Source organism: Ruegeria sp. C8 (assembly GCF_056537565.1).
Genome location: NZ_JBQFRV010000003.1, coordinates 177019 through 196902, shown reverse-complemented (window position 1 = coordinate 196902; position 19884 = coordinate 177019). Strand labels below are relative to the sequence as shown.

The following is a 19884-nucleotide window of genomic DNA, read 5'->3' as shown; positions in this document are numbered from 1 at the left end:
CGGAGGCAGCGCGATGATCGCAGAGCAGCAGCTATGGCAAGGCGTCGTCATCAAGGCAATCATTGATGGCTTGAGCAGTGGGGAGATTGAATCTCCGAGAGAGCGGCTTGATCGGCGCGAGTCAGATGCGTGGATCCGGCGGGCAGGTCAGGACTTCAGAGATGTATGTTCAATGGCGGGGCTTGATCCTCAGTTTGTCCGCGATGCCTACACCGATGGTCGGATATCTCTTCAAGCGCTGAACAACTTCGACAAGTGGATGAAAGAGAGGGCTGCTGCATGAAACCCCGCGAGACCTACACCCGCTACGAGGCAGAGCTAGAGCAGGCCCTACGGGCATCTCATAGGCGGGAAGAGAAACAGCGCGCCACGATACAGCGTCTGAGGATACAGCGGGACGAGCTAAACGCACGTAACGCCAAGTTGGAGGGGCAGTGACATGGGCAAGGGAATAGTAGTTGGATTCGGATTTTTTGCGCTTTTGATCATGTGCGCATGGCTCGTTGTTCAATGGGCTGCTTTTATTGCGAAAATGGCGTTGGAGTATGGTGATCTGGCAGGGGTTGCCCTGCTTTTTGGTCCGCCCGCCATATTCATCATCGCGTTTCTTGCGTGGGATGGCCGCCGGGAGGGCCAATGATGGGCAAGGGCGATAGACGGAACCGAAAGCAAAGCATCGGGCTAGATTTGGCCCCAGCACCTCGGAAGAAGGCGCGGGGCAGAAAGCGCATGGAGCAGATCAAGACGACAGGCAGGAACCCACACCGAACAGCACTGGAGGTCAGGGCAAGACAGATGGGGCATGACCCGGACAAGTGGCAGATGATGCAGTTCCAGGCACTCGGAGAGCCAGCAGGGCGCGCTCTTTTTGCAGCACACACGGTAGAGGACGCCGTAGGGCTATGGAGCGTCTACGCGGGGCTTACAAACGCTGAGCGGCGCTATCACAGCGTCTGTCTGGGTAAGTCAATGTCAGCCAAGGTTGCAAAGGTCGAGTTTCTACCAGAGGTGTTCGAGGTAGACCCGGATGAGCAACCAGACCTGCGCGATGAGGATGAACGCCACCGGGATGCGGTAAACGCATGGGACAAATGGCACGGATGGTTTAACCAGTTGAACCTTGGGCAGCGTTCTATCATTCAATCGGTTTCTCGGGGATGGGCCGATCCAATGATAGACGGAACGCTGACAGAGAAGGGCAAAGAGTTTGTAAAGGCTGTAGAAGCTCTATCAGAAGTAGTTGACTAATCTGCGGAACGTGCTAGTATAATTCCATTGAGATTGTTTGCGTACAGAGGCAAATAAGTCATCTTATTCCGAGCCTTCTACTCGATGGTTTCGGTTAGAGCAGAGGGGTCGCCTAAGTTGTGGTAGATGGCGGCGACCCTCTGTTCCTATTCCGCGTTTTGGTGATTTGACTTGATCGTCTAGCGCTCCTACCGTTCTGCCCATTAATCACTATTTTCTATTTTGCCTATTAGGTGAGGCTGAAAGGATAGTTTACATGAGCAATTGGACAATTTGGGGCGTTAGGTTTGTACTGAGTTTGGCAGGAACGGCAGCAGTGGCTTGGTACGTTTCCTTTGCTATCGCCGACTATGTGGTTAGGGCCAACACATCGAGTGCAAATGAAGCAATGAGCGCGCTTCAGTCCTCTATCGACAGGCTGAACGAAAGCGTCATAGTCAACAACACTCAGCTAGCGACCATAAACGACCGGATTGTTGGATTGACGCAGGCAAGTGCCGAGCAGGGCGTTCAGATTGATGTTATCCGCAAGGATCTAGCGAAGGTCCAAAGCTCTGTGCAGGACTACGGCATCGACATCAAGGCAAGCTACGAAGCGATTAGCGAAAACATGCTCGGCTGGACTGAGATTAGGGATATCTATTCGGTGCCGGACGGTCAGCCCGTTCAATGGAAGATAGTTCCTGTAATTGAGGAATAATCCCGCGCTCAAACAACACACGGTAGCCAGCACAGGCAGAACCTGAGCGGATCCTTACAATTGCCGAGAAACACTCAATTGCTAGGCTATTACTAGTTTTTTGGGGGTTGTTATGTTTTTTAAACGTTTGGTTCTACCAATTTTATTGCTTTCCACGCCTATCAGCGCTAGCGCAGTTACCGTGAATGTGGATGGAATAGACTGGGAAATATCTACGATCTATGGAAGTTACGAGGACAATGTTGACCTCTTGCGAAACCAAGTTTGGTATGGTGACTCAGAGCTTTCCAATATATTTGCGCAGACGGCAACAATAACTGCACCGCCCGAACTTCGGGAGGGACCAAATGTTCGTTTTCTCTGGGCTGAACCCAGAGGCTTCTTGACTAGTTGGATATGGATCGAGAGTCTCGATGAGGTGCGACGAAGCAACGACACTGGCCGAGAGGCTGACTACGTTTGGGCGATTGCAGGAGAAGTTTCGCCGGTTCCAATTCCCGCGAGCGCCCTACTCCTAATCGGTGGATTAGGTGCCCTTGGCGTAGCTCGTAGCCGGAGAGGCCGCAAGACGGCCTAAGTCATAGCGTAAAGCGCAACAACATTGAGCCCGTCACCCCGGTGGCGGGTTTTCTTTAAAATCACTGTTTGTGACATCAAAGGCACCTCTGTGCGCTGAGAGAGGTACCCCCTTAGTGCATCAAAACATGTACTTCGCGGGTACGCAGCCGCCCGACTGCGGAAACAACGGGCACCGAATAGCGGGGGATAGGGTGATGCGAGATGAGCTTTCAACCAAGAAGGGGGCTGTTCACTGCGGTCCGTCGCGTTACGCCCCCGGGAAACACTCCATGAAATCGAAAGCACAGAAAGTCTCGGCCCGATTGTGTGGGCCGAAACTCTTCGTCGTGTGCTAGGCCATTAATTATTGAAATGGCTACCTCCTTCCACGTCCTCGATCCGGAAAGTTCTACCAGTACCAAACGCACCGCCACCGAAGGACCCCAGACCACCGCCGAATCCACCTGGATCGCGAACCTCAACCGGTCCTGGTGTCATTCCCGTACCAGCGCCGTATCCTTCAAGGAAACCTTCATTGTGCGTAGACCGGGAGCCTTGGCGATGACTGCCCAATCCTTCAATAGCCCCATTCCCGTACATTATCTGACCGATCTCATCAGCAACATCGTTCGCAAAAGATGCGGTCGTCATCGCCAGCGAAAACGCGACGGAAGTTGTCAGTTTAGTGAGCATATTCATGTCAATCTTCCTTTCTGTTTCGAAGTTAGTAACCGTTGCGAAAGGCTTGCGTATCCCAAGCACTGATTTGATGATGTCAGGTGAACCTGTCATAGACCTGACATGCCAAATATTCATGCAAATAGAAAAAAAATAGATATTTAGAATGGACTATTGTTAGGGAATCAGAGCGCCAATGCCCGGATGGCACAGCACCTCACGACATGAGCGCGGGTACGGCTATCAATGGGTCAAGCTAAGGCAGCACATTCTGCAGCGAGACGGACACCTATGTCAGCCATGTCTGCGCAAGGGTAGACCGACACCAGCGACTGAGGTGGACCACATCATAGGCAAGGCACAGGATGGGACGGATGACCCCGAGAACCTGCAAGCCATATGCCATGACTGCCACGTCGATAAGACGAAGCGCGAGAATGGAACCAAGGAACAGGTGGGAGATGATGGATGGCCAGTCGGTTAGGATCCGATGCAAGTAACGACAAGTTCCCTGGTTGGGCCCGACCCAATCACATCGAACGAACAAAAGTAGGCGTTGTTGTTGTATTTGAAGTAACCGGCGTTCAGCCCGCGCTCCCTGATCATCTCACCGCGCGCAACCACTTGTTCGCTGTCACTTGGTGAAAGGACGGTGGCACTTGCTTGTGTCGCTAGCGCGGCAAAGAAGATAGCCAATAATCCCGAAAGAAGTCTCATATCAAAGTCCTCAAGCTGATGAAATTCTTCACAGCATGCGCACTGAATGACGGTCCCGCAACCCGCAAGGCGGGAAGGGGGTACCTCAATCTTCAGGACCTCTAGCCTAGGGACCGGCGGCGGGAGCCATTTTTTCACATCCACAAAATCGGGATTCAGTTATGGCAGGACGGCCAAGGTTGCCGCAGGAGGTGGCAAGCATCACCGGAGCGGTAGCTAAGAACGCTGGCCGGTTCAAAGATCGGGCGACCCCAAAAGTGCGGTCTCTTGGGCCTGCACCAAAGGCTTTCAACGACGAGCAGAAAGAGCTGTGGGACGAGTTCAATGAAGACTTCCCTTGGCTTGGTCGTTCTGACCGCAAGCTAGTCCGTTCGGCTGTAATGCTGGAATACCAAATGTTGACCGAACCAGAGGTACCGGTCGCCGTATACGCTCAAATGCGCTTGTTGCTTAGTTCAATGGGTGGAACGCCGGTAGACCGCTCGAAGGTAGCCGCGCCGGAAGAAGAAAGCACAGACCCCGCCGATGAGTTCCTTAACTGATCCGGTATCGGCCTACGCTAAGGCCGTAGAGGCAGGCGAGATTGTAGCGGGGCCGCATGTTCGTGATGCGTGTCGGCGGCACTTGGATGACCTGCATACGGCAGGAGATCGCGGCTACTACTTTGATGGCGAAGAGGCCGAGCGGTTTGCGCGGTTCTGTCGGTCGGTGTTGCGGCTAAGTGAGGGCCAGTTTGACGGGGTGCCGTTCGAGCTTCACCCGTCTCAGCATTTCATTTGCGGTTCGCTGTTTGGGTGGAAGCGCAAGCGCGATGGGAAGCGCCGCTTTCGGCGGGCTTACATTGAGCAGGGAAAAGGGAACGGCAAATCCCCCATGGTCGGCGCGATTGGCCTGTATGGTCTGGTTGCTGACGGGGAAGCCGGGGCGCAGATCTACAGCGCTGGTGCCACGAAGGAGCAGGCGGGCATTCTGTTTCGGGATGCGGTCCAGATGGTCGACCAATCGCCAAGCCTGGACAGTAAGATCCGGCGCAGTGGCGGGCCGGGTAGGGAATACAACCTTGCGCACCTGAAAAGCGGTTCATTCTTCCGCCCAGTGTCGCGCGAGACGAAAAAGACAGGTTCGGGACCTCGGCCCCACTTCGCGCTCTGTGATGAGGTGCATGAACACCCAGACGGCGGCGTTATTGAAATCCTAGAGCGGGGCTTCAAGTTCCGAGAGCAGCCGCTACTTATAATGATCACTAACAGCGGGTCGGATCGGCAAAGCATCTGCTGGCAGGAGCGAAAGCATGCCGTTGCTGTTGCGGCCCAAGAGGTCGAAGACGACACAACGTTTGCCTATGTCTGCGCTCTGGATGAAGGCGACGATCCTTTTGAAGATTCATCCTGTTGGATTAAGGCGAACCCGCTGCTTGGTGTGACGATCACCGAGGAGTATTTGGCGCTGCAGGCAAAGCAGGCGCGCGATATTCCAGCCAAGGCCAACGGGATCCGGCGCTTACACTTCTGCGAGTGGACGGATGCCGAAAGCGCTTGGATCAGTCGGGCAGCGTGGGAGGCCATTGAGGACCACACGCTCAACATTGAGGACTTCAAAAAAAAGAGGGCATATGCCGGACTGGACCTTTCGGCGAAAGCCGACCTTACGGCAAAGGCGCTGGTTTTCGAGGATGGTTTCACGGATGACGGCGACCCAAAATTCACCGCCTTCGTCCACGGCTACACGCCAGAGGACACACTGCGAGCGCGGGCAGACAGGGATGGCGCCCCGTATGATCTTTGGGTTGAAGCGGGGTTCTTAACGGCTACGCCGGGGAAAAAGACCCGGCTGGACTATGTGGCGGCTGATCTTATCGAAGATAGCAGCAGTTTTGATTTGGATTTCATCGCCTATGACAACTTCCTGATCGCTGACTTTGAGGCGATTGTCGGAGATATGGGCGCGGTGCTTCCGATGTTGGACCACCCACAGGGCTGGACCAAACGCAAGCGGGAAGCCCCTGACGGGCAGGAAGTCACCCTTTGGATGCCTGGGTCCGTGGATGAGCTGGAAACGCTCATTCTGGAACAGAGAATACGGGTTCATGTGAATCCGGCGCTGCGCTCGGCGGTATCGGGCGCGACTTTCGATACCTCGCCTGCAGATTTGCGGCGGTTCACGAAACACAAGGCCGCTCGGCGGATCGACATGGCTGTTGCGCTCGCAATGGCAGTTGGTGCGGCAACGGCGAGACAGGATGAAGATGCCGCCTCAGTTTATGAGCAGCGCGGCCTTTTGATGATGTGAGACGTATATGGATTTTTTCGGATTGTTCCGGCGCAAGTCGGAGGTTGCGCCTGAACAGCCGAAGGCTATGGGACAAACAATTGCGGTTGGCCCGACAATTGACACGTCTCAGGATTTGGACGGATTTCTGCGCGCAGGCTCGGAAACGGCCTCCGGTGCGACCGTTACGCCTGACGCAGCACTTAACGTGGCAGCAGCAAATCGCTGCGTGACCCTGATATCTGGCGCGGTCGCTACGCTGCCCTTGCATATCGTTCGACGCGACGGAGAATATCGGCGGGAACTGCCCGCGAACGACACTCTTTCTCAATTGATACGGCGAAAGCCGAACCGTTGGCAGTCGCCTTCGCAGTTTCGGCGCATGCTGCAGGCCCACGTTCTCTTGCGCGGCAATGGCTACGCGATGAAGGTCAAGAGCCGCGGTATGACTACGGAATTGGTTCCGATGATGCCTGACAGGGTGCAGCCAAAACAATTGCCGACCGGGGAATTGGTCTATCACTATCAAAAGGCGGGTGGCGCGTCTGTTGTTTTGCCGCAAAGCGAGGTTTTCCACCTACGCGGCCTTTCGCTTGATGGCGTGACCGGTCTTTCGGCGCTGCAATATGCCCGCGAAAGTATCGGCATGGCCATCCAAACAGAAAAGCACGGCGCAACGCTATTTAAGAACGGCGCGAACCCAGGCGCTGTGTTGGAACACCCCAACGCTATCGGAAAAGAGGGCCAAGACGCATTACGGGCCTCCCTGGAGGCTTTTCGAGGCGCTGAAAACGCGAACAAGACGCTGATCCTGGAAGAGGGGATGCAGTGGAAGCCCATGACCATGACGAGCGCAGATGCGCAATTCGTAGAAAACCGGAAATTCACGCGCTCTGAAATTGCGATGTTCTTTGGCGTTCCTCCGCACATGCTGGGTGACACGGAGAAAAGTACGTCCTGGGGAACTGGGATCGAACAGCAGTCAATCGGGTTTGTCACCTACACGCTCCAAGACTGGTTGACCGAGTGGGAAGAGGCAATCAACCGGGATTTGATTCAAGATCCGTCAGTCTCGGCCAAATTCAACGTCAATGGACTGGTTCGCGGCGATATCAAAGCGCGTTGGGAGGCGTACGTGAAGGCGCTTCAATGGGGCGTGTTTAGCCCTGATGAGGTCCGTTCACTAGAGGATATGAACCCCCGCGAGGACGGGGAAGGCGGTCAATACTATGAACCGCCCAACACAGCGGGAGGGCATAATGAGCCTGCGCAAACTACCGAAGATTGAGGCAGTTAAGGCGCTTTCAGGCGTCGAATGGCAACCCAGAATCGATGTTGTTGAACGCTGGAATGCCGGTGTGCGAGCCGCGTCCGAGAATGACACGTCGATTTCTGTTTTAGATGAGATTGGCGAAGATCCATGGACCGGTGGCGGTGTAACGGCAAAGCGTGTTGCTTCTGCGCTGCGCTCCATTGGCCCGCGTGAGGTTCAGGTGAATATCAACTCACCGGGCGGTGACTTCTTTGAGGGCGTGGCGATCTACAACCTGCTGCGTGAACATCAGGCCAAAGTGACCGTCAATGTACTTGGTTTAGCTGCGTCCGCCGCATCCGTCATTGCAATGGCCGGCGATGAAATCAGGGTCGCAAAGACCGGATTCCTGATGATCCACAACGCATGGGGCATCACGGTCGGCAACCGACATGATATGGCTGCGTCTGCGGCAACACTTGAGCCGTTCGACCGGGCTATGCGTGACCTCTACGCGGAGCGCTCGGGCCAATCTTCGGATGATGTAGAATCGTGGATGGACGCTGAAACCTATTTCACCGGCAAGGATGCCGTTGAAAATGGGCTTGCTGATGCGTTTCTCGACGCTGACGCAATTGGAATGGACGAAGATGGCGGTAAACAAGCCTCTGCCATCGCAAGGATTGAAGCGTCTTTGGGCGCACAGGGAATGTCTCGCAAGGAGCGTCGTAGCCTTCTTGCGGAACTACAAGAGGGGCCTGCCGTAGCGGCCCCTAACGTCATGCCGGGCGCTGACTTAGCCGCTGCTCTCCGCAGCAACATCGAAAAACTGACGAAATAGGAGTTTTCTTATGAAAACCTTCGCACAACCCGTTCGCGGGCTTGTCGGTGTGCGCGCTGATGCTGGCACCGATATCAAGGCACTGCTTGATGAGCAGGGCAAAGCGTTTGAAGCCTTCAAGGCGGCGCATGAAAAAGAGGTCACTGACCTGAAAAAAGGCCTGGGCGATGTTGTCCAGTCTGAACAGGTTGACCGCATCAACGCATCCGTTGGTGAACTGCAGACCGCTATCGATGAGGCAAACGCAAAAATTGCGTCTCTGTCGTTGTCTGGTGGTTCGGTCGATGCAGAAACCGACCCCGAATACGTTAAGGCGTTCGGCAACTGGTTCCGTAAGGGGCGCGGCGAGACCGAAGTTGAGGCTATGCAGGCAACCGGCATTCGTGCGGCCATGTCTGTCGGCACTGATGCTGACGGCGGCTATCTGGCTCCAACCGAATGGGACCGCACTATTGTCGACAAGCTAAAAATCGTTTCGCCCATGCGTCAGATCGCTGGGCAGATTTCGATTGGCGGCAACGGCTTTACCCGGTTGTACAACGACCGTGCGACTGCGTCGGGCTGGGTTGGTGAAACCGCAGCGCGTCCGACCACAGGTCAGGCGCAGTTTGGCCAGTTGACCTTCAACACCGGCGAAGTCTACGCCAACCCGAAGGCAACGCAGCGCGTTCTGGATGATGCTCTGGTCGACATCGAGTCCTGGCTGGCGATGGAGGTAGAGACCGAGTTTTCCTATCAGGAGAATGTGGCCTTCATCTCGGGCGATGGCACCAACAAGCCGAACGGTCTGTTGACCTACGCCACCGGCGGCGCAAATGCAGCCACACGCCCTTGGGGTGTGATCCCGGAGGTTGCTTCCGGTGCAGCGGCGGCACTCACCGTCGATGGCCTGATTGATCTCGTTTACGACCTGCCGACCGAGCGTAGCGCGAATGCGCGGTTTATCATGAACCGCAAAACTCACGCCGCTGTTCGTAAGTTGAAAGATGGCGACGGCAATCTGATTTGGCAGCGCGGCCTTGCGCCAGGTGAACCATCGACAATTCTTGGCCAGCCGGTCACGGAAATGGCGGCAATGCCGGATGTAGCGGCCAACGCATATCCGATTGCCTTCGGCGATTTCCAGCGCGGTTATCTGATTGTTGACCGTGTCGGTATCCGCATCACGCGCGATCCCTACACGGACAAACCTAACGTGCAGTTCTACACGACCAAGCGCGTTGGTGGCGGCGTAAACGACCCCGAGTCGCTGCGCCTGCACAAAGTTGAAGCCTAAGCGCTCAAGCTTTCCAGAAGGGGCGGCGAGTTCGCCCCTTTCGATGGTTTGAGAGGTGACCCCATGAAAGCAACTAAAGCGATTTACGCTGTTCCAGACGGTGAGGTTTACCCCGTCAAACTGGAAAAGGGTGACGAAATCCCTGAAAACATGGAAAAAGTGGCCGAAAAGCTTGGCGCTACGCCCAATAAGAAGGCCGCGCAGGGCAAATGACCCCGGTCCTTGTTTCAGCGCCAACCGAAGCGCCAGTTTCTCTTTCTCGGGTGAAAACGCATCTTCGCGTGGATCACTCGGAAGAGGATTTGTTGATTATAGACCTAATCAACGCTGCCGTGTCCTATCTGGATGGCTGGTCGGGTGTTCTGGGTCGCTGCGTGGTGTCTCAGACATGGCGCTTTGGTGTTCGTGACTGGTCTGACTGCATCCGGCTTCCGTTTCCGAATGTGGCTTCGGTCACAATCACCTATCAGGACACCGATGACACAGAGCAGACTGTTGCCCCGGCGGAATACGAGATTATTCAGGACACTCTTGGTTCTGTTGTGCGCTTCAAGGATGCGTTTTCAGAGCCTTCAGTACACGACGACACCCTAGAACCCATTACCGTTACTCTAACGGCGGGATATGGCGGCTCTGGTGTTGTTCCGGCTGCGCTTAAGCAGGCAATATTGCTACTGGTGACGCACTGGTACGAAAACCGGGCTTCGGTCACAGAGATGCGCTTGAGTGAAGCGCCTATGGCATTCCGGGCGCTGATCGAGCCGCACCGGCACAAGGTGGTGTGATGGCTCGGCGTCCACAAGTCGGCCAGCTATCCGAGCGGATCACGTTTCAGGCTTATAGCGAGACGTCAAACGGCGCGGGCGGGTTCACAAAGACCTGGGCTGATTTGTCGAGCGTGCCGAAGGTATGGGCGCATGTCGCGCCAAAGCGTGGGATCGAAGGTCTGCTTGAGGGCCGCATGAATGCATCCGCGACGTATGTCTTTAAGATCCGGCAGCGGTCGGACCTTGATGAAGCCATGCGAATTCAGTGGCGGGGCGAGACCTACAACATTCGTTCGATCATGCGTGAAAGTCCGCGCTCTATGTATTTGCAGATCGAGGCTGAGCGGGGCGTTTCGAATTGAAACCGACTGTGGAGATCACCGGCATTGATGACGTGAATCGTATCTTTGAGGATGTGGGGCCTCGACAGGCACATAACCTCATGCGCTCCACGATCCACGGCATCGCGGGCGAAATGCGCAAGGAAAGCCGCAAGCTGGCCCCAAAAGATGAAGGCGATCTAAAGAAGTCGATCAAGGCGAAGCGGGAACGAACACCGCACGGAAAGTACCTCTCTACCGTTCGTGTCGCGCCAAAAGCATTCTATTGGCGATTTCTGGAATACGGTCAGGGCCCAGACAACGTGGAGCATGCTTTTTTCATGCGTACAGTCGAGAAATTCCGCCCAAAGCTGAATGACATCTTTGTTCAGCAGTTTGGCAAGAAATGGGAGGCGGCGCTTAAACGTGCCGCAAAGCGCAATGGGGGTTGAGGTTGAGCTGCAGCGGGCGCTGTATTCGCAGCTAGTTGCGGCATCTATCGGCGCATCAGTCTTTGAGACTACGCCCCAGGCATCAGATGGCGGCAATAGCGGTGTTTTCCCGTATGTCACAATCGGGCGCGCGATAATCACCGAACTGGACACGCAGACCACGAACGGATTTTCCGCGCAGATCCGCATCCACACATGGAGCCGCACAGGCGAAATGCTTGAGTGCAAAGGCATCCAGGGCGCGATGTATGCGGCCCTTCATCGTTCTGAAATGACGATAACAGGTTTCAACAATTTCTCGCTGTTACGCGAGGACACAGATTGCTTTGCCGAAGAAGACGGCAGGGTTCATGGGGTGTGTGAATATCGCGCCCTTATTGAGAGCGCATAAGCGCAAAGCCCATAGATGGAGACTAAATCATGGCGAAAGAAGCTGGGCGCCTATGCGTCATCAAAATCGGAGGCACTACAGTTGGCGGAGGCCGCACAGTTGGCATCACGGTCAATGGATCCCCGATCAATGTGGAAACTCAGACCGACAACGGCGTTGCGACCTATTTGGATGGGGTTCTAACGGGCCAGTCGCTGGAACTCACGATTGATGGATACGAAGAGGATAACGTTCTGCGTGACATCTCGTTGGGTGCTGCCTCGGGCAAGTTCCTTAGCAACCTGACATTTGAATTCCCCAATGGGGATGAGGTGTCGGGCGATTTCGTGATGACCGCCTATTCGGAGACCGGCGCGTTTGAGGACGGGCAGACGTTCACATCGACCTTCAGCAGCGATGGAGCGTGGACCTTCACGCCGTCCGTCTAATGAAAGGTTTTGAGCCGGTAAAACTTAGCTGGAAGGGTGAGGACTACACTGTTCCAGCAGAAGACCAATTGATGCTGATTGCGTCGATTGAAGACGCTCTAACGGGCGGTAATGGCGGGCAAGCTATCAGCGTTCTGATGCAGCCTAACGGGCCGTCATATGTGCGACTGTCTCGGGCCTTCGGTGCCGCGTTGCGCCATGCTGGGGCCGAGGTATCTGATGATGAAGTCTATCTTTCAATCATGGATGACTTCGCAAAACAGGACTCGTCCGTTGCTGTGAAGGTTCAAGCTTCAATTATGGGCCTGTTGGCAATTGTTGCGCCCCCTGTGGCGCTGTCGTTGGCTCCCAACAGTAAAAAAAAGTCTCAGGAAAGTTCGAAGGCAGCGGAATCGTAAAGACGTTGCATGATCTCACAGTCGGCAGCGAATGGGTTTCAGCCGCAGAGTTCTGGCGCATGTCGCCGGGGCAAGTGTGGTGGTTGATACAGGCCAAGTTGCCGGATGATTTCCAACAGCGCGGCAACGAAATGGTTGAGGTTGTCGAGATGGTAAAGGCTGCTAAGCGAAAGGACGCTGCGTAATGGCAAAAGTCGTTGGCGATGTCGCCATTGCCGTTGGCGGCGATGCTTCTGGCCTCGTTCGGGAACTCAAAAAAGCCGGAAATTCGGTCAAAGGCTTTGAGCGCAATGCGGAAAGCATGTCGCGCAAGATGGCAAAGATCGGTGTCGCGGTTGCTGCTTCTGCCGCTGCAATGGGCGTTGGCTTCTTGGTCTCAGCCCGAAATGCGGCTGCCTCTGCCAAGGAAATTCAGAACCTTTCGCGCGTTGCTGGCGTTGGCGCAGAGGAGTTTCAAAAGCTCGCCATAGCGGGTGAAGAAGTCGGGTTTTCCCAGGAGAAGATGGCCGACATCTTCAAGGACGTGAACGACAAATTCGGCGACTTCCTTGCCAATGGTGCAGGGCCTCTGAAAGACTTCTTTGAGAACATCGCCCCGGCTGTTGGCGTAACAGCGGACCAGTTCGCAAACCTATCGGGGCCTGAAGCTCTGCAGCTTTATGTTTCCTCGCTGGAAAAGGCAAACGTCAGCCAACAGCAGATGACCTTCTACCTTGAGGCGCTGGCGAGCGATGCGACGGCTCTGGCTCCACTTCTTCGCAACAACGGGCAAGAACTCAAGCGCCTTGGCGATGGGGCCCAAAACGCGGGCCGGATCATCAGCAATGACCTTATTGACCAAGGCGCGCGGCTAGATGAAAAGCTTCGCGACCTGTCCCGCACAATCGAGGACAAGGCTAAGGTTGCAATCCTAGAATACGCCGATGAGATTGAGGCGCTGGCAACTTGGGTTGCAGATGTTGGTATTCCGGCATTGGTTGATTTCGGAAAGGGTTTCGTTGCCTTTGTTGAGGATTTGCAGCCTGCCATTGATGGGCTTCGCAAGTTCATGTCTCTCGTCGGTGCGGCGGCTGGCGTTGATGGAGGGGCTGTTGCAGAATACAGCGCTGCAGAACAGAACCGGCGCAATCAAAGTCTTGGCGCAGATCCGAACGACAAAGGCGATCCGTCCAACTCAGGGACGTTCTATTGGGACCCTGAAAGAGGAGAAGTAGTTGAATACTCCGACAACACACCCGCGATTCCGGGATCGACTGCGCCAGCCGTCAGTATTACTTCAATCCCGCCTAGTTCTGGCGGCGGGCGTCGTCGCAGCGGTGGCGGTGGTGGTCTAGGCCTGGACAACTTCGAGGCATTTCAAGCGCGCTTGGCTACAGAGGCCGAGCAACTTGAAATCTGGCGCGAAGAGCAGATGGAAAAACTCCAGGAATATCGTGATGCAAAAATCGCGACCGAGGAGGAGTACAACGAGCTTGAAGCTGCGATCACCCGTGAACACGCCGAGCGGCTTGCAGATATTGAACAGGCGTCTATGCGAACCAAGCTCGGGAAGTTCAAAGGAGCCTTCCGGGATCTATCGTCGCTCATGCAGACGGAAAACGAAAAGCTGTTTGAGATTGGAAAGGCGGCGTCACTCGCAAACGCGATTGTCAATGGGCATGAAGCTGCGTCAGAGGCTTGGAACAAAGGCATGGCTATTGGTGGCCCCCCAGTTGCTGCAGCGTTCACGGCTGCATCTGTTCTCAAGACGGGTGCGTTGATCCAAAGCATTCAGTCCGCCAACTCGCGCGGGACGTCGGCAGGCTATAGCGGTGGCGTTGGCGGTGCTACTACACCTTCTGCGGCTCCTTCTGAATCGTCACAGACCAGCAATGGCCTTGACTTGCGCATTCAAGGTATCAACTCGGATGATCTCTACCGAGGTCGCGACGTTAGAACTCTGTTTGAAGAACTGATGGAAGAAGCTGAGGACCGAGGCTTTAGAAGCATTGCCTTCGTTTGACATTCTCAGAGAGGTGCGCGTAGCGTCTGGAATTGAACTAAGAATTTGAGAGGTCCGAAATTGAAGTCTCTTGCGGCGCTACTTATTGCCATTCCTTTTTCTTTGAGTGCTCAGGAAGCGCCCACCCCTTTAGAATTTATGAGGGGCATAGATGGATACGAAGTTAAGCTGAGCGGCCGGATAGTTTTTCTCGAGGACGAAAATCAATTTGCTTACTATGAACGCGACCGGAATTATGGGCACACTAAGTTCATCGCATTTGTGGACTCTGGGCGAGAAGACCGCGTCAAGATTCAAGAAGAATGCGGTCGATCCCCGCCACTCATGATGCCAAACGCCTGCAAAATAGAAGCGAGGGGCGCAGTGGAAACAACTGGGTCTCAAGTTCGAGTTAGCATCACTGAAGTGACCTCGCTCGAAAGGTAGGACTTACACAGCTTAGCCGGTTTTAGAAACCGCAGGCTCACCCAACACTTTAAAGACCAACCTAAAACCCTGCTTCGGTGGGGTCATTTGCATTGGGAATCCCTGGATGACAATCGTTTCTCCGATTGGGTACACGCTACCCGCCAACGACATGCCATTGACGCATGCGCGCATATTGCATCGGCGGAATTGGTTGACCGGTGGGGCAATCACGGCGTCCAGCACGGCGGATAACTTCTTTGCCTCTGCGCCAAACAACAGCCTGACCTATGAAGCATGGCGCCCATCAACGACCGGCCTTGAAACATGGGAGTATGACCACGGCAGCGCTGTGGAATGTGATTGTGTCGCCATCGCGGCCCACGACCTGGGAACGCAGGCCGCAACGGTCTCGATCCAATATTGGAACGGGTTTTCATGGGTCGATCTTGTTGCCGCGTTTACCCCAACCGATGACAGCCACATCATGGCTATTTTTGAACCTGTCACAGCGCAGCGTTGGCGGGTTGGCATCCAGACATCTGAGGCCACGCCGGGACAGATCGCGGTGATCCGGGTAGGCAAGGCCCTTCAGATGGAGCGTCCAATCTATGGCGGGCATGCTCCGTTGGTCTTTGGTCGTCGCACTGAGTACCGGACCAACGTTTCAAACACCGGGGAATTCCTTGGGATGACGAAGCAGCGCACAGCGCTGGCAACAGCCTTTGAGTGGCAAAACGTAACAGCGACTTGGGTTCGGTCGAATTGGTCGGATATGCAGCGAGCTGCAGAGGACGACGCCGTTTTCATTGCTTGGAGGCCCGAGACCTTTGAGGATGTCGGGTTTGGCCGCGTGACTGGCACGCCCTCAGCTTCGAACATGGGCATTCGTGATTTGATGACCGTTGGCTTCAGCCTTCAAGGGTATTCGCATGACTGAAACAACAGTCGGACGTGAGCCGGTTCTGATTGTTGCGCTGCAACAGCCGTTCTGCGCAAATACATTCGGTGTAGCGCCATGCACGGCGACAGGCACGAACGATCAGCGCTGCTACAACACACGCAGCTCCTGCAAAGACGCGCCGAACTTCGCGTTGGGGACACCGCTTAGCCTCTATTTTTCAAGGGGCAACAAGGCGGATAAGACTGTGCAGGGCCTCAGCAACGTTCTGCCATTTCTTCAAGGCGTGTCGACTGCACCAACCAAAATCAATCTGGCAACGTCGGACAGGAATTCGCAAGGCATTGGGCAGCGCGCAGTCTGCACGGTTACGTTCAAGGACGTGCCGCATACGGATCAGATCGTTGACCCCTATATTGACGGGCGGTCTTGGGATCCGATGGACGGGACACGCGGCACCTTCTGGACACGTTGGCTCGCGCGCAACAAATACCGCACCGGCGCGCAAATCGTGATCTACGAGGGGTATGCAGGCCAGACACTCGCAGAGATGCGGACACGCCGGTATTTTCTTACCGAGGTCTCGCAGGTTGCCAATGGCCGTATCACCATTAAGGGAAAAGACCCTCTGGCGCGGCTGGAAGAGCGCAAGGCCCAGATACCACCAGTCAGCCCTGGCCTGCTTTATGAAGACATTGATGCATCTGTAACAAGCTTCGAAGTCGCGCGTGCTGTCGAGGCGGACTACCCGGCAACCGGAACCCTGCGGATCAATGACGAGATCATGACCTACACCAGTAGGGCAGATAGCACCAATGGGGTCACCTTCTCTGGTGTCACACGTGGCACTGATAACAGCGAGGCTGAAGACCATAGTGTTGATGACGCGGTTCAAGAGTGCCGCCGATACACCGAACTATCAATGGATGAGGCTCTTGAAAGCATTTGCTTAGAGTCGGGTATAGACGCCGCGTGGCTGGATACTGTCAATTGGGCCGCAGAGGCTTCAGAGCATCGCAGCTTCTACCGCTTAAACACGCTGATCACCGAGCCAGAGCCTGCTGTGTCATTGGTCTCGCAGATCCATGAGCAATGCGCTTGCTACATCTGGTGGGATGAGCGCGCGAGCCTCATCAAGCTTAAGGCCATCCGTGGTATTGACGAAGAGCCACCGGTTTTGACCGATGCCAGCAACATCCTGAAAGGTCTGAGGTTTGTAGAGAAGCCTAAGCAGCGCACTTCGCAAGTCTGGGTCTACTACAATCAGACCGATTTCACTAAGAAATGGGACGATCAAGCGGCTTATCAGCCGCAGTTTGTGCTTGCGGATTTAGATAGCGAAACGCCCGAGAAATACGGGGAGCCGTCTATTCGGAAGATATATGCGCGCTGGCTGCGCACTGACGCTCTTGCGCAGAGTACTGCGTCCAAAATCATCACCCGATACGTTGACATTCCACGGCAGGCTACTTTCCGCGTTGACGCCAAGGACCGGCAGTATTGGGTTAGCGACACGTTCACCTTGCAGCACAGCCTTGATGTGGACGAGTTTGGCGCGCGCCGAAGCACGAATTGGACGATCATATCCGCAGAAGAAAAGGTGAGCGGCGAGGTCATAGAGTACGTGGCTGAAGACACCACCCTGAACGGTCGCATTCACTACATCATGGCCGCTGATGCTGCCGATTATCCTGGCGCGGACGATGCGCCTTTCCGAAATTTTTACATAGGCGATGCAACCGGGCTTCTGTCCGATGGCTCGCCTTGCGCGAGGATTTCATAGATGCCCGCATACACTGGAATTGCAAACGGCGACATCGACCAGGACAGCCCTGGAACTCAGCCTTTGTTCACAGCCCTCCGCGACGACCCAATTGCTTTGGTAGAGGGGCAACCGACCGCCCCTACCAACCAAGCCATGTGGCACCCCTACAACCGCACGATTAACGCCGGAAGCGGTGACGGGATACTTTGGGAACAGGCAGTTGACGGCAGTATCGGATCTGTTGAGACGCCGGATCTTGAGGTTGGCTATCAGTACGCGTTCCTAGTGGATCGTGTAAGTTCATCGGCCTCTTTTACTATCAACGTTGAAGCGCGCCGTTCAATAGACGGTGTTTACATGCCTGCGGTTAGTACTATGGCCAGTCAAGCACTTAGCAGTAGTGTTGCGGTTGGCTTTATTGAATTCAACGATGCGACCAATTTATCGCTCACTCATGGGGTGTCTGCCAGCATAGCTTCAGGGGCGGGAACCTCAAATGGGGATTCAAGGTGTGCTTCTTGGGTATATACAACCACCCCATGGAGGATTGATCGACTCCGTATCCGGCCATCGTCGGGCAGCTTTGATCTTGGCAAAATATATCTTCTTCGTCGCAAGTGGGAGGCCCCGGAATGACGACTGCTCTGACTTATGACGAAAATGGGGAAAAGGTCTTCACCACCTATACCGATGAAGAGTGGGCGGCGATGAACCCACCTTCCACGGTAGAGGATGTAAAGGCAGAGGCGAACCGGCGCATTCTTGAAATTATCCCGGAATGGAAGCAGCGAAACCTGCTTGCACAAGCCGCCCGGCTAAATCGAAAGCCAATGGCGGAATGGACGCCCGAAGAGGTCGCGCAGGTTGAGGCAGGTGATGCCATCTGGGAACAGGTTGAGGCGATCCGCGCGCGCTCAAATGAGATAGAGGAAATCGACCCAATCCCCTCAGACATCACTGATGACACTCTTTGGAGTGCGGTGGGGGTGGAATGACCGGCTCGAAGGAACCTTGGCACCTAGACAAGCGTGTCCCCCTCGCGCTGATCGTTACCATTCTGGGGCAAACGCTGCTAGCGGGGTGGTTTGCCGCAAACCTGTCAACCCGGATCGAAACTCTTGAACGAGACGTTGAGCGACAACGGTTGGTAGACCAGACGCAGACCGAAGCAATTCACCGAGCCGAGCGCCAGGACGTGGCGCAAAGCCAGAAGCTCGAAAACATCCTCGATATCGTAGAGCGCATGGACCGACGCCTAGAGCGCTTGACGGGTCAAAATTGAGGTAAACCGATGACAGTTGATTGGCGCTGGGTTCAATCCCGGCTGCACGACCTTGGATTCAATCCGGGGCCGATTGATGGTGTGCGTGGTCCAAGAACCGACGCTGCCGTTGTCGCGTTCAAAAAGTCAGTCGGCTTTCGCGCGCGCCCATTCGTAGGCCCCCTTACTTTGGAAGCGCTGGATCCTGCACCCGATAAGACAAGTATTCCTTGGATGTCCGAGGCCATGCGGGTGAAGGGACTTCACGAGCAGCGAAACGTGAACGCACTACGCCGGTGGTTCGACTCCTCAGTGTCTTGGATCGACCCTCGGGAGGTTCCTTGGTGCGGTGCGTTCGTCGCCACCTGCTACCGGCAATGGGACAAGGACATCCAAATTCCAAACAACCCACTCGGCGCCCGTAATTGGCGTGAGTTTGGGATTCCCACTCACCCTGTTCTGGGGGCTTGCCTATTGTTCTGGCGAGGGTCCCCGCAGGGGTGGAAAGGCCATGTCGGTTTTTACTACGGCGAGGACGAAACGCATTTTCATGTGCTCGGCGGCAACCAATCCAATGCCGTCACAGTCTCTCGCATCGTCAAGACTCGGCTGCTGACCGCTCGCTGGCCTAATGGCCAAGAGGTAACCGGAACGCCGGTAAAGATCACGCCAAGCGGCGTAAAAATCACAGAAAACGAAGCCTAAGAGGTGAATCATGAAGTTCACTATCCCCGCCATTCTGGCGGCTCTCTCGCTTGCGGCCTGTGGCTGGGACGCTGAGCGCAAACAAGCGGTAGCGGATGCTGCTCTAGTTCGAGTCCAGATGCTGAACGCTCAGGGCGTTGATCCGGTCAAACTGGATGAAACCCAGTTAGCCTGGTTGGCTAGTAGCTGCGCGCTGATCCAAGTGGCTTTCCCTGAGGCCTCTGATGACGTCGCACGTACTTGTGCGGTTGCAATGGAGGCAGCGAAATGAACGGCACAAAAGGTTTTTTCGCATCAAAAGGCATCTGGGGCGGTCTGATCGCTATCGTTGCCTCTGCTGGACAGATCCTTGAGGTCGCCGCACCTGTTGTGGGTCCAATGATGGGCTACGATATCACGCCCGCCGACACGCAAGAGGCAAAGGGATACGTGCTGTCCATTGTCGGCGCCGCTGGTGGTTTGCTGGCTATTCTCGGCCGAGTTCGAGCATCCAAGAAAATCGGCTGACCCACGTGCCGGGGTGCGTCGCAAATCATCACAATCCAACCCAC

31 protein-coding genes are annotated in these 19884 nt (G+C 55.2%); 29 read left to right on the top strand and 2 right to left on the bottom strand.

Annotated features, from left to right (window positions below):
- Nucleotides 1–13: 13 nt before the first annotated feature.
- From ACR0KL_RS06370 to ACR0KL_RS06345, 6 genes are all read left to right on the top strand, one after another.
- On the top strand, nucleotides 14–283 hold the full coding sequence (locus ACR0KL_RS06370) for a hypothetical protein (protein WP_480776778.1): 270 nt from the start codon (nucleotides 14–16) through the stop codon (nucleotides 281–283).
- Nucleotides 280–438, top strand: a complete 159-nt coding sequence (locus ACR0KL_RS06365; RefSeq protein WP_480776777.1) for a hypothetical protein — start codon at nucleotides 280–282, stop codon at nucleotides 436–438. Before ACR0KL_RS06370 ends, ACR0KL_RS06365 begins: the two co-directional genes overlap by 4 nt.
- A 1-nt stretch (nucleotide 439) precedes the next feature.
- Nucleotides 440–640, top strand: coding sequence for a hypothetical protein (locus ACR0KL_RS06360; RefSeq protein WP_480776776.1), 201 nt, complete (start codon nucleotides 440–442; stop codon nucleotides 638–640).
- Nucleotides 641–729: 89 nt separating this feature from the next.
- Nucleotides 730–1248, top strand: a complete 519-nt coding sequence (locus tag ACR0KL_RS06355) for a hypothetical protein (protein WP_480776775.1) — start codon at nucleotides 730–732, stop codon at nucleotides 1246–1248.
- Nucleotides 1249–1504: 256 nt separating this feature from the next.
- Nucleotides 1505–1948 carry a hypothetical protein gene (locus ACR0KL_RS06350; RefSeq protein WP_480776774.1) on the top strand — a complete coding sequence of 148 codons (444 nt, stop codon included), beginning with the start codon at nucleotides 1505–1507 and terminating at the stop codon, nucleotides 1946–1948.
- Nucleotides 1949–2060: 112 nt separating this feature from the next.
- Entirely contained in the window at nucleotides 2061–2525 is a 465-nt protein-coding gene (locus tag ACR0KL_RS06345) for a VPLPA-CTERM sorting domain-containing protein (RefSeq protein ID WP_480776773.1), read from the top strand.
- Nucleotides 2526–2866: 341 nt separating this feature from the next.
- Here the strand turns inward: ACR0KL_RS06345 and ACR0KL_RS06340 are convergent, their stop codons facing one another.
- On the bottom strand, nucleotides 2867–3298 hold the full coding sequence (locus tag ACR0KL_RS06340) for a hypothetical protein (protein ID WP_480776772.1): 432 nt from the start codon (nucleotides 3296–3298) through the stop codon (nucleotides 2867–2869).
- Nucleotides 3299–3380: 82 nt separating this feature from the next.
- Here ACR0KL_RS06340 and ACR0KL_RS06335 point away from each other — a divergent pair, with 82 nt between their 5' ends.
- Entirely contained in the window at nucleotides 3381–3668 is a 288-nt protein-coding gene (locus ACR0KL_RS06335; protein ID WP_480776771.1) for an HNH endonuclease, read from the top strand.
- Here ACR0KL_RS06335 and ACR0KL_RS06330 read toward each other — a convergent pair.
- Nucleotides 3665–3901 carry a hypothetical protein gene (locus ACR0KL_RS06330; RefSeq protein WP_480776770.1) on the bottom strand — a complete coding sequence of 79 codons (237 nt, stop codon included), beginning with the start codon at nucleotides 3899–3901 and terminating at the stop codon, nucleotides 3665–3667. The two genes, ACR0KL_RS06335 and ACR0KL_RS06330, sit on opposite strands and share 4 nt — an antisense overlap.
- A 161-nt stretch (nucleotides 3902–4062) precedes the next feature.
- Here ACR0KL_RS06330 and ACR0KL_RS06325 point away from each other — a divergent pair, with 161 nt between their 5' ends.
- From ACR0KL_RS06325 to ACR0KL_RS06220, 22 genes are all read left to right on the top strand, one after another.
- The gene (locus ACR0KL_RS06325; RefSeq protein ID WP_480776769.1) at nucleotides 4063–4443 is read left to right on the top strand and encodes a hypothetical protein; all 381 of its coding nucleotides are present in this window, start codon (nucleotides 4063–4065) and stop codon (nucleotides 4441–4443) included.
- Nucleotides 4427–6190, top strand: coding sequence for a terminase large subunit (locus ACR0KL_RS06320; protein WP_480776768.1), 1764 nt, complete (start codon nucleotides 4427–4429; stop codon nucleotides 6188–6190). The genes ACR0KL_RS06325 and ACR0KL_RS06320 overlap by 17 nt, the downstream gene beginning before the upstream one ends.
- Before the next feature lie 7 nt (nucleotides 6191–6197).
- A complete protein-coding gene (locus tag ACR0KL_RS06315; protein WP_480776767.1) occupies nucleotides 6198–7457 on the top strand; it encodes a phage portal protein in 1260 nt (419 codons plus the stop codon).
- Entirely contained in the window at nucleotides 7429–8262 is an 834-nt protein-coding gene (locus ACR0KL_RS06310; RefSeq protein ID WP_480776766.1) for a head maturation protease, ClpP-related, read from the top strand. The genes ACR0KL_RS06315 and ACR0KL_RS06310 overlap by 29 nt, the downstream gene beginning before the upstream one ends.
- A 10-nt stretch (nucleotides 8263–8272) precedes the next feature.
- Nucleotides 8273–9538: a phage major capsid protein gene (locus ACR0KL_RS06305; protein WP_480776765.1), complete on the top strand. Its 1266-nt coding sequence runs from the start codon at nucleotides 8273–8275 to the stop codon at nucleotides 9536–9538.
- A gap of 63 nt (nucleotides 9539–9601) precedes the next feature.
- Nucleotides 9602–9751, top strand: coding sequence for a hypothetical protein (locus ACR0KL_RS06300; RefSeq protein ID WP_480776764.1), 150 nt, complete (start codon nucleotides 9602–9604; stop codon nucleotides 9749–9751).
- Complete coding sequence (locus tag ACR0KL_RS06295) at nucleotides 9748–10323, top strand: head-tail connector protein (protein ID WP_480776763.1); 576 nt, start codon at nucleotides 9748–9750, stop codon at nucleotides 10321–10323. The genes ACR0KL_RS06300 and ACR0KL_RS06295 overlap by 4 nt, the downstream gene beginning before the upstream one ends.
- Nucleotides 10323–10667, top strand: a complete 345-nt coding sequence (locus ACR0KL_RS06290) for a phage head closure protein (protein ID WP_480776762.1) — start codon at nucleotides 10323–10325, stop codon at nucleotides 10665–10667. The genes ACR0KL_RS06295 and ACR0KL_RS06290 overlap by 1 nt, the downstream gene beginning before the upstream one ends.
- The gene (locus ACR0KL_RS06285; RefSeq protein ID WP_480776761.1) at nucleotides 10664–11077 is read left to right on the top strand and encodes an HK97-gp10 family putative phage morphogenesis protein; all 414 of its coding nucleotides are present in this window, start codon (nucleotides 10664–10666) and stop codon (nucleotides 11075–11077) included. The genes ACR0KL_RS06290 and ACR0KL_RS06285 overlap by 4 nt, the downstream gene beginning before the upstream one ends.
- Nucleotides 11067–11468, top strand: a complete 402-nt coding sequence (locus tag ACR0KL_RS06280) for a DUF3168 domain-containing protein (protein ID WP_480776760.1) — start codon at nucleotides 11067–11069, stop codon at nucleotides 11466–11468. Before ACR0KL_RS06285 ends, ACR0KL_RS06280 begins: the two co-directional genes overlap by 11 nt.
- A 29-nt stretch (nucleotides 11469–11497) precedes the next feature.
- Complete coding sequence (locus ACR0KL_RS06275) at nucleotides 11498–11896, top strand: phage tail protein (RefSeq protein WP_480776759.1); 399 nt, start codon at nucleotides 11498–11500, stop codon at nucleotides 11894–11896.
- Nucleotides 11896–12294: a hypothetical protein gene (locus ACR0KL_RS06270; protein ID WP_480776758.1), complete on the top strand. Its 399-nt coding sequence runs from the start codon at nucleotides 11896–11898 to the stop codon at nucleotides 12292–12294. Before ACR0KL_RS06275 ends, ACR0KL_RS06270 begins: the two co-directional genes overlap by 1 nt.
- A gap of 5 nt (nucleotides 12295–12299) precedes the next feature.
- Nucleotides 12300–12479, top strand: coding sequence for a hypothetical protein (locus ACR0KL_RS06265; protein WP_480776757.1), 180 nt, complete (start codon nucleotides 12300–12302; stop codon nucleotides 12477–12479).
- Nucleotides 12479–14296, top strand: coding sequence for a hypothetical protein (locus ACR0KL_RS06260; RefSeq protein WP_480776756.1), 1818 nt, complete (start codon nucleotides 12479–12481; stop codon nucleotides 14294–14296). Before ACR0KL_RS06265 ends, ACR0KL_RS06260 begins: the two co-directional genes overlap by 1 nt.
- 532 nt (nucleotides 14297–14828) lie before the next feature.
- On the top strand, nucleotides 14829–15641 hold the full coding sequence (locus tag ACR0KL_RS06255; RefSeq protein WP_480776755.1) for a hypothetical protein: 813 nt from the start codon (nucleotides 14829–14831) through the stop codon (nucleotides 15639–15641).
- Nucleotides 15634–17385, top strand: coding sequence for a hypothetical protein (locus ACR0KL_RS06250; RefSeq protein WP_480776754.1), 1752 nt, complete (start codon nucleotides 15634–15636; stop codon nucleotides 17383–17385). Before ACR0KL_RS06255 ends, ACR0KL_RS06250 begins: the two co-directional genes overlap by 8 nt.
- Nucleotides 17386–18003 (top strand): hypothetical protein, encoded by a 618-nt coding sequence (locus tag ACR0KL_RS06245; RefSeq protein ID WP_480776753.1) that lies wholly within the window; start codon nucleotides 17386–17388, stop codon nucleotides 18001–18003.
- Entirely contained in the window at nucleotides 18000–18362 is a 363-nt protein-coding gene (locus tag ACR0KL_RS06240) for a hypothetical protein (protein WP_480776752.1), read from the top strand. Before ACR0KL_RS06245 ends, ACR0KL_RS06240 begins: the two co-directional genes overlap by 4 nt.
- Nucleotides 18359–18649, top strand: a complete 291-nt coding sequence (locus ACR0KL_RS06235; RefSeq protein ID WP_480776751.1) for a hypothetical protein — start codon at nucleotides 18359–18361, stop codon at nucleotides 18647–18649. The genes ACR0KL_RS06240 and ACR0KL_RS06235 overlap by 4 nt, the downstream gene beginning before the upstream one ends.
- Before the next feature lie 9 nt (nucleotides 18650–18658).
- A complete protein-coding gene (locus ACR0KL_RS06230; protein WP_480776750.1) occupies nucleotides 18659–19333 on the top strand; it encodes an NlpC/P60 family protein in 675 nt (224 codons plus the stop codon).
- A gap of 10 nt (nucleotides 19334–19343) precedes the next feature.
- Nucleotides 19344–19604 (top strand): hypothetical protein, encoded by a 261-nt coding sequence (locus tag ACR0KL_RS06225; RefSeq protein ID WP_480776749.1) that lies wholly within the window; start codon nucleotides 19344–19346, stop codon nucleotides 19602–19604.
- Nucleotides 19601–19840, top strand: a complete 240-nt coding sequence (locus tag ACR0KL_RS06220) for a hypothetical protein (protein ID WP_480776748.1) — start codon at nucleotides 19601–19603, stop codon at nucleotides 19838–19840. The genes ACR0KL_RS06225 and ACR0KL_RS06220 overlap by 4 nt, the downstream gene beginning before the upstream one ends.
- Nucleotides 19841–19884: the final 44 nt, after the last annotated feature.